The sequence below is a fragment of the Azospirillum rugosum genome (genome assembly GCF_017876155.1).
In the GTDB taxonomy this organism is placed as follows: domain Bacteria; phylum Pseudomonadota; class Alphaproteobacteria; order Azospirillales; family Azospirillaceae; genus Azospirillum; species Azospirillum rugosum.
Map to the genome: position 1 here is coordinate 359,839 of NZ_JAGINP010000001.1, position 14,615 is coordinate 374,453.

The following is a 14,615-nucleotide window of genomic DNA, read 5'->3' on the forward strand; positions in this document are numbered from 1 at the left end:
CGCGGATCGCGGCGGCGTGCGGTACCGCCTGCGCCATGTCACCCATTACGACTATGGGGAGGACGTGTCGGTTTCGCACCACCTGCTGCACCTGACCGCCCGTCCCCACCCGCGGCAGCGCGTGCGGCGCTGCTGCCTGACGATCGAGCCGGCGCCCGCCGTGCGGTCCGACCACACCGACTATTTCGGCAACACCGTCACCTACGTGGCGGTGCAGGAGCCGCACCGGACCTTCACGATCACCGCCGACAGCGAGGTGGAGGTGTTCACCCCGCCCGTCCTCGACGCGGCATCCACCCCGCCCTGGGAACGGGTGCGCGAGTCGCTGCACAGCCTGTCCGACCCCGACGACGGGGCGGAGATCGTCCAGTACAGCTTCGACAGCACGCTGGTCGCCGTCTCCCCCGTGCTGCTGGACTACGCGTCCCAGTCCTTCACGCCCGGCCGGCCGGTCGCGGAGGCCGCGCTGGACCTGATGCGGCGGATCCACGGCGACTTCACCTTCGACCCGACGGCGACGACGGTGGCGACGCCGCTGGCCGACGTGATGCGCCACCGGCGCGGCGTCTGCCAGGACTTCGCCCACATCGTCGTCGGCTGCCTGCGCGCGGTCGGCCTGCCCGGCCGCTACGTCTCCGGCTATCTGCGCACCCTGCCCCCGCCGGGCCGGCCGCGCCTCGTCGGCGCGGACGTCAGCCACGCCTGGGCATCGGTGTGGTGCGGTCCGACGGGATGGCTGGACGTGTGCCCGACCAACGCCCGCGCGGCCGACCAGGACTTCATCACCATCGCCTGGGGCCGCGACTACGACGACGTCAGCCCGGCGCGCGGCGTGCTGATGGGCGGGGCCGGCCACTCGCTCAGCGTCAGCGTGGACGTCGAGCCGCTGGACTCCGCCGGCTGACCGCTTTCCGTCAGGCGGTGGGCCGGGCCGTCATGAGGCGGTGCACCGTGTCCAGGACGACTTGCGGGCTGACCGGCTTGCGCAGGATTTCCAGCGGCTTCCAGATGTCTGACGTCAGGTCGTCCTGCCCCGGCTCCATCGGCATGAAGCCGGTGACGACCAGCAACGGCAAGGCAGCGCTCAATCCGCGCAGTTCCCGGACCAGCGCGCGGCCGTCCATGCGCGGCATGCGCATGTCCGTGATGACGAGGTCCGCGGGATCGTTGCGGTAGCGTTCCAGCGCCTCCAGCCCGTCCTGGGCCAGGGTGACCCGGTACCCCTTGCGCTGAAGGAAGTCCTCCATGGCCATCGCCGCCAGGGGTTCGTCCTCCGCGACCAGAATGTGCGCGGGTTCAGGCATGGGTGCGCTCCAATTCGGTGGCCGAGGGTCGCGATACGGGCAGGGTTATGGTGAAGCGGACACCGCGACGGCCGTCGCCGTGGTCCACGTTGGCCGCCTCGATGCGGCCGTTCATCGCGTCGATGATCCCATAGCCGATGGACAGGCCGAGGCCGGAGCCTTTGCCGACCTCCTTCGTCGTGAAGAAGGGATCGAAAATGCGCGGCAGCACGCCCGGGTCGATCCCGCCGCCGTCGTCGGTCACCGCGATCAGAGCCGTGCCCGGGCTGCCGCCCCGGCGCACGTGGACCTCGATCCGCCCGCCGGCGGGCGATCCCTCGCCATCCGCCGCGCGCCGTTCGACGATGGCGTCGTGGGCGTTGGACAGAAGGTTGACCAGCACCTGCTCCAGCTGCAATGGGCGGCCGCGCGCGACCGTCTCACCGATTTCAAGGTCGGCGTCGATCGTGATGTTTTCCAAGGCGAACTGGTGGGCGACGAGGTCCACCGCGGCGCGGACGCTGGCCGTGGGGTCGAACAGCTGCGTTTCCCCGCCGTCGCGCCGGCTGAAGGTGCGCATGTGGTCGATGATCTTGCCCATGCGCTCCGTCTGGTCGGCGACGATGGTCAGCACCTTGTCCAGGCGTGCCGTGTCGGTGTCGCCGTCGCGCAGCCGGGACAGCGCGTTTTCCGCCCAGATGCGGATGATGTTCAGCGGCTGGCTCATCTCGTGGGCCATGCCCGCGGCGAGCGTGCCGAGCGTGGCGAGCTTGGAGGTCTGCACCAGTTCTTCCTGCAGCTGCTTGCGTTCGGTGATGTCGCGGGAGCTGCCGAGGAGTTGGACGATGGTTCCGCCGGCGTCGCGAACCGGGACGAGGACCGTGTGCCAGACGCGGCGTCCGACCGGCAGATCGAGGGTTTCCTCGTAATCGATGGGGCCGCCGGCCGCGACGCAGGCGGCGTAGCGCGCGGTGACCGCCTGCGCCGTCTCGGGAGGCAGGGCTTCGGAGACGAGGCGGCCCTGGATCGTGTCGGGATCGATGCCGGTCGCCCGCGCGTGCGCGGGGTTGAGCGTGTCAAAGGCGAAGCGCCCGTCGGCGAGAACCGTGACGACGAAGAGCCCTTCGGCAAGGTTGTTGAAGAAGCCGGCGTAGCGCTGCTCCGCCTGGCGCCGCACCTCGATCTCCCGCTGGAGCGCGTCGTTGGCCGCCGCCATCTGGGCCGGGCTCGGCAGGGCAAGCAGGCGCGGCATCAGCAGCCACAGCGCGATGGCGGTCAGCACGGAGGCGACCGCGGTCACCCCCTTTACCAAGCCTTCCAGCCCGTATTCGGCGTTCCACAGGGTCCAGATGCTGAAGAAGTGCGTGGTTCCGCAGGCGAGGATGAAGGCCGCGAACAGCCAGAAGATCCAGCTGAAGGCCACGTCGCGCCGCTTCAGCACCACATAGACCAGAGCGATGGGGATCGAATAATAGGACAGACCGATCAGAACGTCGGAGCCGATGTGCAGGGCCAGGATCTCCGGCTTCCAGAGAAGGCACACCCCGTGGGGAATGAACCCGCTGGTGTCGAAGAAGCCCTGTAAGCCGGCGAACATGATTCCCCCTCGGTCTTCTGTCTGCACGGGCCAACCCGCCGGCGACGCCGTCGCGAGCCGTTGCGCCCCCGGCGCGAGGAGGTCCGGGCACGGTCGTCCAATGACGCACATCGGCTGCAACCGTATGGCGTCAAAAGTCAGACACACCATGCGGAAAGTCAATCTGACTTTCGGAAAGGTGGGGTGTTGAGGCCATTTGGGGGTGGCATGAAAAAAGGCGCGGCACCCGCTGGGAGTACCGCGCCCGGAACGCATCCCGAATTGCTTAGGCGGCCGTGTGAACCTTGCGGTTCTGTTCGCGTGTCTTCAGGAAGCGGAGATTTGGGAAGTCTTCCTGTGTCCGGTTCAGGTGCCAGGCGTTTCTCGCCAGGAAGACCAGCGCGCCGTCATGATCCTCGGCCGCGGCGGAACGGTTCAGGTCGAGGAACTTCTTCAGCTGGTCGTCATCCTCCGTTTCGATCCAGCGCGCGGCGTCCACGCCGGCCCCCTCGAAGCGGGCGGAGATGCCGTATTCCGCCTCGATTCGGGCGGCCAGCACCTCGAACTGCAGCTGGCCGACGACGCCGACGACCCAGTCGGCCCCGGTCAGCGGCTTGAACACCTGGGAGGCGCCCTCCTCCGCGAAATGCTCCAGCGCCTTGCGCAGGTGCTTCACGCGCATCGGGTCGTCCAGGCGGACGCGCTGCAGCAGTTCCGGCGCGAAGCTCGGCACGCCGGTGAAGCGCAGGTCCTCGCCCTCGGTCAGCGTGTCGCCGATGCGAAGGCTGCCGTGGTTGGGGATGCCCATGATGTCGCCGGGCCAGGCCTCCTCAGCCAGTTCGCGGTCGCGGGCCAGGAACAGCACGGCGTTGTTCACCGCCATCAGCTTGCCGGAGCGGACATGCTTCAGCTTCGCCCCGCGCTTGAACTTGCCGGAGCAGATGCGCACGAAGGCGATGCGGTCGCGGTGGTTGGGGTCCATGTTGGCCTGGACCTTGAACACGAAGCCGCTGAACTTGCCTTCGTCCGGCTCGACGGAGCGCTGCTCCGCCGGCTGCGGGCGCGGCGGCGGGGCGCTCTCGGCGAGGCCCTGGAGCAGCTCGCGAACGCCGAAGTTGTTGATCGCCGACCCGAAATAGATCGGCGTCAGGTGGCCGGCGCGGTAGGACTCCAGGTCGAAGGGCGGCATAAGGCCGCGCGCCATCTCCACCTCCTCGCGCAGCTTCGCGACGGCGTGGGCCGGCAGCAGCTCGTCGAGCTTCGGGTCGTCCAGGCCGTTGCACTGGATGCCCGAATCGATCTCGTCGCCCTTTGTGCGGTCCATCAGGATCAGTTGGTCGCGGATCAGGTCGTAGCAGCCGAGGAAGTCGCGGCCCATGCCGATCGGCCAGCTGGCCGGCGTGACCTCCAGCGCCAGCGAGCTTTCGATCTCCGAGATGAGGTCGAAGGGGTCGCGCGCCTCGCGGTCCATCTTGTTGCAGAAGGTCATGATCGGCACGTCGCGCAGGCGGCAGACCTCGAACAGCTTCAAGGTCTGGCTCTCGATGCCCTTCGCGCCGTCGATGACCATCACCGCGCTGTCCACCGCGGTCAGCGTGCGGTAGGTGTCCTCCGAGAAGTCCTCGTGGCCCGGCGTGTCCAGCAGGTTGAAGGTGCGGCCTTCGTAGTCGAAGGTCATCACCGACGCGGTCACGGAGATGCCGCGCTCGCGCTCCACCTTCATCCAGTCCGACTTGGCGCGGCGCTGCTCGCCGCGTGCCTTGACGGCGCCCGCCATCTGGATGGCGCCGCCGAACAGCAGCAGCTTTTCGGTGAGCGTGGTCTTGCCGGCGTCCGGGTGCGCGATGATCGCGAAGGTTCGACGCCGGGAAACAGCGTCCAGAAGCTCGGACATGCGCGGATCCCGTAACAAGCGAAAAGGAACGACAACGAGGGCCGGGAGCGTCGGCGCCCACGGCCCTCGTGATTCGGCGCTATAGATAGCAGTGTCGCGGCCCCGCTTCCAGTCCTCGTGCGACGGTGACGCGATGGCGGAAGGAGTGGCGCCTGTGCTAAGCCACGACGCCCCAACCGCGAGACACGCAAAGGATGCTCACGTGAACTGCCCCAAATGCAACTCCGAATACGCGTACCAGGATGGGGAGCTGTGGATCTGCCCGGAATGCGCCCATGAATGGAACCCGCTGGCGGCCGTCGCGGAGGAGTCCGGCGCGGACGCGGTGCGCGACGCCAACGGCAACCCGCTGGCCGACGGGGACAGCGTCACGGTGATCAAGGACCTGAAGGTCAAGGGATCGTCGCTGGTCGTCAAGGGCGGGACGAAGGTGAAGAACATCCGCCTGACGGACGGTGCCGACGGTCACAACATCGCCTGCAAGATCGATGGCATCGGGGCCATGAACCTGAAGTCGGAATTCGTAAAGAAGGCCTGATGGGGGCGAGCCATCCCCTCCCGCCAATGGTGCGGAAGGGGATGGGCGGACCACCTTAGAGGGTCAGCTCGGCGATCTGCACGGCGTTGAGCGCAGCACCCTTCAGCAGCTGGTCGCCGCAGACGAACAGATCCAGGCCGTGGTCGCCGAAGATCAGGCTGGTGCGGATGCGGCCGACCTCGACGTCGAACTGGCCGGTGGCGTTCAGCGGCATCGGGTAGATGCCGTCGGCCGGCACGTCCTTCACCACCACGCCCGGCGCGTCGGCCAGCACGGCGCGGGCGGCGTCCGGGGTCACCGGCGACAGCGTCTCGACCGTGATCGCCTCGGAATGGGCGCGGTAGGTCGGGATGCGCACCGCGGTGCAGCTGACCGGCAGGTCCGGGATCTCCAGGATCTTCCGCGTCTCCCAGGTGACCTTCATCTCCTCCTTCGTGTAGCCGTTCTCCTGGAAGGCGTCGATCTGGGGGATCAGGTTGAAGGGGATCGGGTGGCGGAAGACGCTGTTGGTGACCGGCTTGCCTTCGAGCTGGTTGCGGGTCTGCTCCTCAAGCTCGGCCATGCCCTCCGCGCCGGCGCCGCTGGTCGCCTGGTAGGTGGAGACGATGACACGGCGAAGGCCAAAGGCCTTGTGCAGCGGGCCGAGCGCCACGACGGCGATGGCCGTGGTGCAGTTCGGGTTCGCAATGAGCTTCGCGTCGCCCATGGCGTGCGCGTTGATCTCCGGCACGATCAGCGGGACGTTGTCGTCGTAGCGGAAGGCCGAGGAGTTGTCGATGACCAGCGCGCCCTTCTCGGTCAGGGCCGGGGCGTGCGCCTTGGCGAAGTCGCCGGACACGGCGAGCAGGACGATGTCGTAGCCCTTCACCTTCTCGGCGTCGAACGCCTCCAGGGTCTTCGTGCCGAACGGGGTCTCGACCGTGCGGCCGGCGCTGCGCTCCGACGCGAACAGGCCGAGTTCCGCGACCGGGAACGAACGGCGGTGGAGGACATCGACCATCTCGCGGCCGACGGCGCCGGTGGCGCCAACAATCGCGACGCGACGGGGAGAGGCGGAAGGGGTGCTCATGGGTGTGGTCCGTCCTTGTGTCATGCCCGGATCGAGCGGGACGGCGGCCCCCAGATACACCGAGGCCCCGTCCGTGTCCGGCGGGGCCTTCGTGGTGGGTGAAGCGTCTCTACTCGATCAACGCACGCCACCATCCGACGGCCCGCCGGAGCGGGTCGTTTTGGTAGTGGTGGTGGTGATGGCGAGCGAGCGATTCATAGCCCGTTAGATAAACGAAAGGCGCGGGGCTTGTAAAGCGCCCGCGCCTTTCCATCGCAATTTTGTTAGACCGGCTCAGTCCTCGCCGTCTTCGACGTGCTCCGGCTTCACGGGGTGGACGTCCCAGATCTCCGTCGCGTATTCCATGATCGTGCGGTCCGACGAGAACCAGCCCATGTTCGCGGTGTTCAGGATGGCCTTGCGCGTCCATTCCTCCTGGTCGCGATACAGCTCCATCGCCTGCTCCTGGGCTTCGCAATAGGCCGCGAAGTCCGCCGTGACCAGGAAGTGGTCGCCGCCGTCGGTCAGGGCTTGCAGGATCGGGTGGTAGCGGTTCGGGTCGTCCGGCGAGAAGACGCCGGTGGAAATCATGTCGAGCGCCCGCTTCAGGCTGGGGTTCGACGCGATCACCTCGCGCGGGTTGAAGCCGCCGCTGGCGCGCAGGTCGTTCACCTCCTCCGCGGTCAGGCCGAAGATGAAGATGTTGTCCTCGCCCACATGCTCGCGGATCTCGACGTTGGCGCCGTCCAGCGTGCCGATGGTCAGCGCGCCGTTCAGCGCCAGCTTCATGTTGCCGGTGCCCGACGCCTCCATGCCGGCCGTGGAGATCTGCTCCGACAGGTCGGCCGCCGGCATGATGATCTCCGCCGCCGTGACGTTGTAGTTCGGCAGCAGCACGATCTTTAGGTTGTCGTGCACCGACGGGTCGTGGTTGACCACCTTGGCCACGTCGTTGATCAGCTTGATGATCAGCTTGGCCATGTGGTAGCTCGGCGCCGCCTTGCCGGCGAAGATCTTGGTGACCGGCACCCAGGCGATCGTCGGGTTGTCGCGCATCTCGTTGTACAGCGCGATCGCCTGAAGGATGTTCAGGAGTTGGCGCTTGTACTCGTGCATGCGCTTGACCTGCACGTCGAACAGGCTGTCGACCTGCACCTCGATGCCGGTCTGGCGCGCGATGAAGGCGGCCAGCCGCTTCTTGTTCTTGCGCTTGGCGCGGCGGAACTCCTCGCGGAAGACCACGTCGTCGGCCTTCTCGGCGAGCGCCTTGATCTGCGGCAGGTCCTTGATCCAGCCCTGGCCGATGCGGCTGGTGATCAGCGCGGCCAGCGGCGGGTTGGACTGGTGCAGCCAGCGGCGCGGCGTGATGCCGTTGGTCTTGTTGTTGATGCGGTCCGGGAACTCCGCGTGGAAGTCGGCGAAGACCGTCTGCTTCATCAGGTCGGTGTGCAGCGCCGAGACGCCGTTGACCTTGTGCGAGCCGAGGAAGGCCAGGTTGCCCATGCGCACGCGGCGGTCGCCGCGCTCGTCGATCAGCGACAGGCGCGACAGGCGCCCGTTGTCGCCGGCCGCCCGCGCCTTGGACCGGTTCAGGAACTTGGCGTTGATTTCGTAGATGATCTGCATGTGGCGCGGCAGAACGCGCTCCACCATGCGGACCGGCCAAGCTTCCAGCGCTTCCGGCAGCAGCGTGTGGTTGGTGTAGGAGAAGGTCGCGCGGGTGATGTCCCAGGCCTTGTCCCAGACCACGCCGTGCTGGTCGACCAGCAGCCGCATCAGCTCGGCGATGCCGATGGCCGGGTGCGTGTCGTTCAGCTGGATGGCCGCCTTGTCCGGCAGGTTGTCGAAGGTGGTGTGGTGCTGCAGGTAACGGCGCAGGATGTCCTGGAGCGAGGCGGAGGTGAAGAAATACTCCTGCTTCAGGCGCAGCTCCTTGCCGCCCTCCGTCGCGTCGTTCGGGTAGAGGACGCGGCTCAGGTTCTCCGACAGGACTTTCTGCTCGACCGCCTTCATGTAGGCGCCGTCGTTGAAGTGGCCGAAGTTGAAGTCGCGCGTGGCGCGCGCCGACCACAGGCGCAGCGTGTTGATCGTGTTGCCGCCGTAACCGACCACCGGCGTGTCGTAGGCCATGGCCAGCACGCGCTCGGCATCCACCCAGCGGTAGGCCTTCTCGCCCACCGAATCCCGGAACTCCTCGACGCGGCCGTAGAACTGGACGGGGTACAGCACCTCCGGCCGCGGGAACTCCCACGGGTTGCCGAACTGCAGCCACTGCTCCGGATACTCGACCTGCCAGCCATGCTCGAAGCGCTGCTCGAACAGGCCGAACTCGTAGCGGATGCCGTAGCCGTAGCCCGGAAGCGCTTCCGACGCCATGCTGTCCAGGAAGCAGGCGGCGAGGCGACCGAGGCCGCCGTTGCCCAGCGCCGCGTCCGGCTCCGCGTCCACGACGTCCTCCAGGCTGATCCCGATCTGGTCGAGCGCCTTCCGGCACTCCTCGGTGATGCCCAGGTTGGCGAGGCTGTTGCTCAGCAGGCGGCCGATCAGGAACTCCAGCGACAGATAGTAAACGCGCTTGGCGTCCTTCTGGTAATAGGTCCGCGTGGTGTCCATCCAGCGGTCGACGAGGCGGTCGCGCACAGCCAGGGCGACGGTGTGGAACCAGTCGCGCCGGGTCGCCGCCCGGGCGTCCTTGCCGACGGAATAAACCAGCCATTCCAGAAACGAGCGTTTCAGCCCGTCGACATCCAGACTGCGGCGTTCGATCTCGCGCGACTTATACCGAGCGTCCATGTCTTGACTTTCTTCTGTCCAGGGCCAACTGGAGCGGGCGGTTGACAGGCCGGCCTTCCATCGGCGGCAGTTTCCGGAATTATGGTTAAGCAACTCCTAAGCCAAACGGCCCATATGCCAAACGGTCAGGCCGAACGGCAGAGGCGTTCTGAACGCTGACCTCCCTCCCGGCAACCTGATCGCTTTCCAGACCGGTGGAAGGGAGTAAGATGGCACGTGCGCCGGCCGCTTTGAACCTCCAGATGCTCGACGAACTGAATCCGAACCACGCCGTCCCCCATCAGGGCGACACCGACACCATCCTTCTGCGGCAAGCCCAGCCGTCGGACATTCCGGCGCTGCTCGCCATCGAGGAGCGGTGCTTCGCCACCGACCGGCTGACCCGACGCAGTTTTCAATATTTGCTGACAAAAGCCAAGGCCACAGCCCTTGTTGAAGCACATGGCGGTCCAGGGGGCGGTCGGGTGGTGGGTTACGCGCTGGTGTCCTTCCATTCCGGAACCTCCCTGGCGCGGCTGTATTCCTTCGCGGTGGACCCGGATTTCCGGGGGCAGGGCGTCGCCAAGCGCCTTCTGGCAGCGGCGGAGCAGGCCGCGCGGTCGCGCGACTGCATCTATCTTCGCTTGGAAGTGCGCCGGGACAACACTCCGGCCATCAACCTCTACAAAAAAAGCGGGTATCGCGAGTTCGGCGTCTACACGGACTACTACGAAGACCACATGGAGGCGCTGCGCCTGGAAAAGCGCCTGGGCACCGCGGGGCCGAGCGCGCCGCTGGGCGGCCCGATGGTGCCCTATTACCAGCAGACGCTGGACTTCACCTGCGGCCCATCGGCGCTGATGATGGCCATGAAGGCGCTGAAGCCGGCCGAGATCGAGCTGGGACGGAAGCTTGAAATCCGCCTGTGGCGCGAATCCACGACGGTGTTCATGACCTCCGGCCACGGCGGCTGCGGCCCCTTCGGGCTGGCGCTGGCGGCGGCGCGGCGCGGTCTGAAGGCCGACATCTACGTCAAGGACAGCACCACGCCCTTCCTCGACAGCGTGCGCAGCGACGACAAGAAGGAGGTCATGCGCATCGTGCACGAGGACTTCCTGGAGGAGCTGGACGGGTCCGACGTCACCGTGCACCACAGCCCCTTGACCGCGGAGGACATGGCCGAGGCGGTCAAGCGCGGCGCCATTCCGATCGTGTTGATCAGTTCGTACCGCATCTACCACGAAAAATTCCCGCACTGGGTCGTGGTGACCGGGGCGGACGACCGTTTCCTTTATGTTCACGACCCGCTCGTGTATGATCGCCATCACGCGCACATAGACCGGATGAACATGCCCATCCCCAAGGCCGACTTCGAGCGCATGGCCCGCTACGGCAAGGCGCAGCTCAAGGCAACCATTCTGCTCAGCGGGCGGTCCGCCGACTGATGCCGGCCCATCTCCTCATCGTCGACCGGCGCGCCGACCTGAAATGGGCGAAGGACACCCTCCAGGTCGTCAGCGCCCGCGACTACATCGCCAAGCCGGAGACGGTGAAGATCCCGCGCGGCGCGCGCATCCTGAACCTGTCGCGCAGCCACCGCTACCTCGGCACGGGCTATTACTGCTCCCTGCTGGCGGAAGCGCGGGGGGAGCGGGTGATCCCCTCGGTCAAGACGATCCTCGACCTGTCGCAGAAGGACTTCTACCGCGCCCAGCTGGGCGAGGTGAACGAGGCGCTGCGGCGCACGATCAAGCGGCTGTCGGACCCGCCCGGGGCATCCTTCAACCTGACCGTCTTCTTCGGCCAGGCCGACGACGCACGGTTCCAGGACATCGCCCGGTCGATCTTCGACCTGTTCCGCTGCCCGCTGCTGAAGGTTCAGGTCCGGCTGAAGGAAACCTGGACCGTCCACACGCTGGAGGCGCTGTCGCTGGCCGACCTGCGCCCTGACCAGGAGGCCCAGTTCGAAGCGGCGCTGGAGGCCTACACCCGCGCCTCCTGGCGCGAGCCGGCGGCCCGGGCGCCGGCGCGCTACACGCTGGCCATCCTGCACAACCCCAGGGAGGAGCTGCCGCCCTCCAGCCCGCGCGCGCTCCAGAAGTTCGTGAAGGCGGGGGAGAGCCTGGGCATCGCCGTCGAGCTGATCGAGAAGAAGGATTACCTGCGGCTGGCGGAGTTCGACGCGCTGTTCATCCGCGAGACGACGAACCTCGACCACCACACCTATCGCTTCGCCAAGAAGGCGGCCGCGGAAGGCATGCCGGTGATCGACGATCCGAACTCGATCCTGAAATGCACGAACAAGGTCTATCTGGCGGAGTTGCTGAAGGCCAACCGCATCCCGGCGCCCAAGACGGTCATCTTCGACAAGCGCGGCCTCGCCACGCTGGACCAGGAGATCCCCTACCCCATCGTGCTGAAGATTCCGGACGGCTCCTTCTCCCGCGGCGTCTTCAAGGTGCAGAACCGCAGCGAGCTGGAGGCGACGGCGGAGGGCCTGTTCGAGCAGTCTGACGTCATCCTGGCCCAGGAGTTCATGTACACGGAGTTCGACTGGCGCATCGGCGTGCTGAACCGGCAGCCGATCTACGTCTGCCAGTACCTGATGGCCAAGAAGCACTGGCAGATCGTCAAGCACGGCGGCAACGGCCGGGCGGAGCAGGGATCCTCGCGCACGCTCGCCGTGGAGGAGGCGCCGCCGGAGGTGATCGACATCGCGGTCAAGGCGGCGGGCCTGATCGGCGACGGGCTCTATGGCGTGGACCTGAAGCAGAACGACCGCGGCGTGTTCGTCATCGAGATCAACGACAACCCCAGCATCGACCTCGGCGTCGAAGACGCCAAGCTCAAGGATGAGCTGTACCGCCTTGTTATGCGGGACTTTCTGCGCCGCCTGGAAAGCCGGCCCAAGAAATAGGGGCCCCAGCGCTTGTGATCGAGGTACTTACAACCGCAACTGCTATGTGGGCGTAACCTGATCCCGCAAATTCTTATTCCGAAAGAAACTTTCGGCTGTTGCAGCCGGGGAACAACCCCTTCCCCCCCGCGTTAAGACCTCAACGTCACCACGAACGGGAGCACCTCCGAAGCGCTGCGGCGTTTTCGGGTTGCCCAGTTGGAAAGCGGGAGACCGTTGATGACGACAGCCTGCTCCGCGTGCATCGCCAGCCCGACATCACGGGCCAGGTAGGCGGCACCGCACCCTAAAGAAAACCGCCAAGGGCATTGCTGGACCGGCGCGACACCGCGCGCGCCGGACGGGGTTCGTCATCCTCGAAGAAGGTCTCCGCAAAGGGGCGCCGGAGAACGGCCGCCCACCGGTCAAAGAGAAGGTTGGAGGAAGAGAGATCATGGCGTACTGTTTCGAATCCGAACTGATCCGCTGCATGCCGAACCTGCAACGCTACGCCTGCAAGCTGACCCGCGATGTCAGCGCCGCCGAAGACCTTACCCAGGATTGCCTTGCGCGCGCCTTGTCGCGGCAGCATCGTTTCGAGCCTGGAACCAATATGCAGGCATGGCTCACCACCATGCTGAAGAACCTTCACTTCAACAATCTCCAGCGCGAGAAGCACGTCACCAAGGTCGAGCTTTGGGACGGCGCCATGTCGGTCGAGGCCTCCCAGATCGCCCGGCTCGTCTTCCGCGACGTCGACCGTGCCTTCGGCGCCTTGACCCCCAGCCAGCGGAAGGTCGTGAAGCTGGTGGCGATCGAGGGCCGTCCCTACCAGGAAGCGGCAGAGAAGCTGAACGTGTCCATCGGCACCATCCGCTCCCGCCTCTGCCGCGCCCGCGAGCGCCTGAACACGCTGATGGCGGCTTAAAGGGGCATTCGCCCTCTCCCGCGCCGCCATGGACGCGGGAGAGGGCGACGCGTTATCCGTTCACCACGCTCCCGCCGTTCGGGTGCAGAACCTGACCGGACATGTAGGACGAGTCCGCCGACGCCAGGAAGACGAAGCTGGGCGCCACCTCGTCGGGCTGGCCGGCGCGCTTCAGCGGCACGTCGCTGCCGAACTTCTCCACCTTGTCCTCGGGAAAGGTGGAGGGGATCAGCGGGGTCCAGATCGGGCCGGGCGCCACGCCGTTGACGCGGATGCCGCGCTCCGCCAGCGACAGGGCCAGGGACCGCGTGAAGGACACGATGGCCCCCTTGGTGGAGGAGTAGTCCAACAGCATCGGGCTGCCCTTGTAGGCGGTGACCGACGTCGTGTTGATGATCGCCCCGCCCTCCTTCATGTGGGGCAACGCCGCCTTCGCCATGAAGAAATAGGCGAAGATGTTGGTGCGGAAGGTGCGCTCCAACTGCTCCGCGGTGATGTCCTCCAGCGACTTCTGCGGATGCTGCTCGCCCGCGTTGTTGACGAGGATGTCGATCCGGCCATGCTCCTCCACCATCCGCGCCACCGCGCGGCGGCAGGTCTCCTCGTCGCCGACATCGCCGCGCACGACGGTGCAGGGCTGGCCTTCGTGGGTGACGAGCCGGCGGGTTTCCTCCGCGTCCTCGTCCTCGCTCAGATAGACGATGCCGACCTTGGCCCCTTCCCTCGCGAAATGCAGGGCGACGGCGCGTCCGATGCCGCTGTCCCCGCCGGTGATCAGCGCGACCTTGTCGCGCAGCTTGCCGCTGCCCCGATACTCGGTCCGCGCCGACGAGGGCTGGGGCGTCATGGCGTCCTGGTGGCCGGGCTGGGTGTTCTGGTGCTGCGGCGGCTGGCGGCCCTCCTGTTGAGCCCCCTCCTGCTGAGCCATGTGGTTCTCCTTCCGGCGGATTCATCCGCTTTGGTGTTTTCCGGGCTGGGTAGCCCGCACACGCCGTGTCGGCGGACAACAGTCGGAAATTCCTTGCGTTCCTGACAATTCACCGCTGGAACAACCGCTGGGAGCCGCTGTTACTTCGGTCGTGCGAGACGTAGACGGCTTCGACGGAGCAGCCCAAACCCGGACCGGACGTTCGGTTCCGCCATTTTCGCCACTTGGCGGTCACCGATGCGTTCCCCATAAGAAGAGGTAGACGGCGACTCCCGATGCTCAGAATGCCGTACTATATTGTTCACTGTGTCACGGACCGTTTCCGTCTCAAGGGGATCAGCCCCCGGGGACGTTCCGGGAACGAAAAGATATGAAGCGTGTGACGATGAACCATATCAACGCATATCTTGATGGCGCCTTGGACGACAAGGAACGTCAGGAGTTCGAGCAGTCCATCCAGGACGACGCCGACGCAAAGGCCGTGCTGACCTTCCACAAAAGCCATGTGGATGAATTGCACCGGCTGTATGACCCCGTGCTCGAAGAGCCGGTGCCGTCGCGCATGCTCGAACTCTTGCGACAACGCCGCCCAAGCTAACCCTCCCCTTTCCCGCGTTCCATCGTCACAAAAGGCGACCGGGCGAACCGGGCGCCTTTTTTCTTTTTTCCGGGGCGGCGATCCCGACGCGGGCTCCTTCGCGACTTCTCCTTTCGATCTGGCCCCTTTCGATCTGCCCCCTTTCGATCCGTCA

Annotated in this window: 12 protein-coding genes; 6 read left to right on the forward strand and 6 right to left on the reverse strand. The window is 66.3% G+C overall.

The window, feature by feature from the left end; all coding sequences use genetic code 11:
- Positions 1–16: 16 nt before the first annotated feature.
- Positions 17–904 (forward strand): transglutaminase family protein, encoded by an 888-nt coding sequence (locus J2851_RS01720; RefSeq protein ID WP_307419179.1) that lies wholly within the window; start codon positions 17–19, stop codon positions 902–904.
- A 10-nt stretch (positions 905–914) separates the two neighbouring features.
- On the opposite strand, the gene J2851_RS01725 is transcribed toward J2851_RS01720, so the two are convergent.
- The 3 genes from J2851_RS01725 to J2851_RS01735 form a co-directional block, all read right to left on the reverse strand.
- On the reverse strand, positions 915–1,304 hold the full coding sequence (locus J2851_RS01725; RefSeq protein ID WP_209762919.1) for a response regulator: 390 nt from the start codon (positions 1,302–1,304) through the stop codon (positions 915–917).
- The gene (locus J2851_RS01730; protein WP_209762922.1) at positions 1,297–2,880 is read right to left on the reverse strand and encodes a sensor histidine kinase; all 1,584 of its coding nucleotides are present in this window, start codon (positions 2,878–2,880) and stop codon (positions 1,297–1,299) included. The genes J2851_RS01725 and J2851_RS01730 overlap by 8 nt, the downstream gene beginning before the upstream one ends.
- A gap of 265 nt (positions 2,881–3,145) precedes the next feature.
- Entirely contained in the window at positions 3,146–4,753 is a 1,608-nt protein-coding gene (locus J2851_RS01735; protein WP_209762925.1) for a peptide chain release factor 3, read from the reverse strand.
- 133 nt (positions 4,754–4,886) lie between these two features.
- Here J2851_RS01735 and J2851_RS01740 point away from each other — a divergent pair, with 133 nt between their 5' ends.
- Positions 4,887–5,291 carry a zinc ribbon domain-containing protein YjdM gene (locus J2851_RS01740; protein WP_209762928.1) on the forward strand — a complete coding sequence of 135 codons (405 nt, stop codon included), beginning with the start codon at positions 4,887–4,889 and terminating at the stop codon, positions 5,289–5,291.
- Between the two features lie 55 nt (positions 5,292–5,346).
- Here the strand turns inward: J2851_RS01740 and J2851_RS01745 are convergent, their stop codons facing one another.
- Positions 5,347–6,360 (reverse strand): aspartate-semialdehyde dehydrogenase, encoded by a 1,014-nt coding sequence (locus J2851_RS01745; protein ID WP_209762931.1) that lies wholly within the window; start codon positions 6,358–6,360, stop codon positions 5,347–5,349.
- A 273-nt stretch (positions 6,361–6,633) separates the two neighbouring features.
- Positions 6,634–9,132, reverse strand: coding sequence for a glycogen/starch/alpha-glucan phosphorylase (locus tag J2851_RS01750; protein ID WP_209762934.1), 2,499 nt, complete (start codon positions 9,130–9,132; stop codon positions 6,634–6,636).
- Between the two features lie 209 nt (positions 9,133–9,341).
- Here J2851_RS01750 and J2851_RS01755 point away from each other — a divergent pair, with 209 nt between their 5' ends.
- The 3 genes from J2851_RS01755 to J2851_RS01765 all read left to right on the forward strand — a co-directional run bounded on the left by J2851_RS01755 (position 9,342) and on the right by J2851_RS01765 (position 12,935).
- A complete protein-coding gene (locus tag J2851_RS01755; RefSeq protein WP_209762937.1) occupies positions 9,342–10,556 on the forward strand; it encodes a GNAT family N-acetyltransferase/peptidase C39 family protein in 1,215 nt (404 codons plus the stop codon).
- Positions 10,556–12,028 carry a RimK family protein gene (locus J2851_RS01760; protein WP_209762940.1) on the forward strand — a complete coding sequence of 491 codons (1,473 nt, stop codon included), beginning with the start codon at positions 10,556–10,558 and terminating at the stop codon, positions 12,026–12,028. The genes J2851_RS01755 and J2851_RS01760 overlap by 1 nt, the downstream gene beginning before the upstream one ends.
- A gap of 433 nt (positions 12,029–12,461) precedes the next feature.
- Positions 12,462–12,935 (forward strand): sigma-70 family RNA polymerase sigma factor, encoded by a 474-nt coding sequence (locus J2851_RS01765; protein ID WP_209762943.1) that lies wholly within the window; start codon positions 12,462–12,464, stop codon positions 12,933–12,935.
- A gap of 52 nt (positions 12,936–12,987) precedes the next feature.
- Here the strand turns inward: J2851_RS01765 and J2851_RS01770 are convergent, their stop codons facing one another.
- Complete coding sequence (locus J2851_RS01770) at positions 12,988–13,863, reverse strand: SDR family oxidoreductase (protein WP_209762946.1); 876 nt, start codon at positions 13,861–13,863, stop codon at positions 12,988–12,990.
- A gap of 370 nt (positions 13,864–14,233) precedes the next feature.
- On the opposite strand from J2851_RS01770, the gene J2851_RS01775 reads away from it, so the two are divergent.
- A complete protein-coding gene (locus J2851_RS01775) occupies positions 14,234–14,461 on the forward strand; it encodes an anti-sigma factor family protein (RefSeq protein WP_246500347.1) in 228 nt (75 codons plus the stop codon).
- The last annotated feature ends 154 nt before the right edge of the window (positions 14,462–14,615 follow it).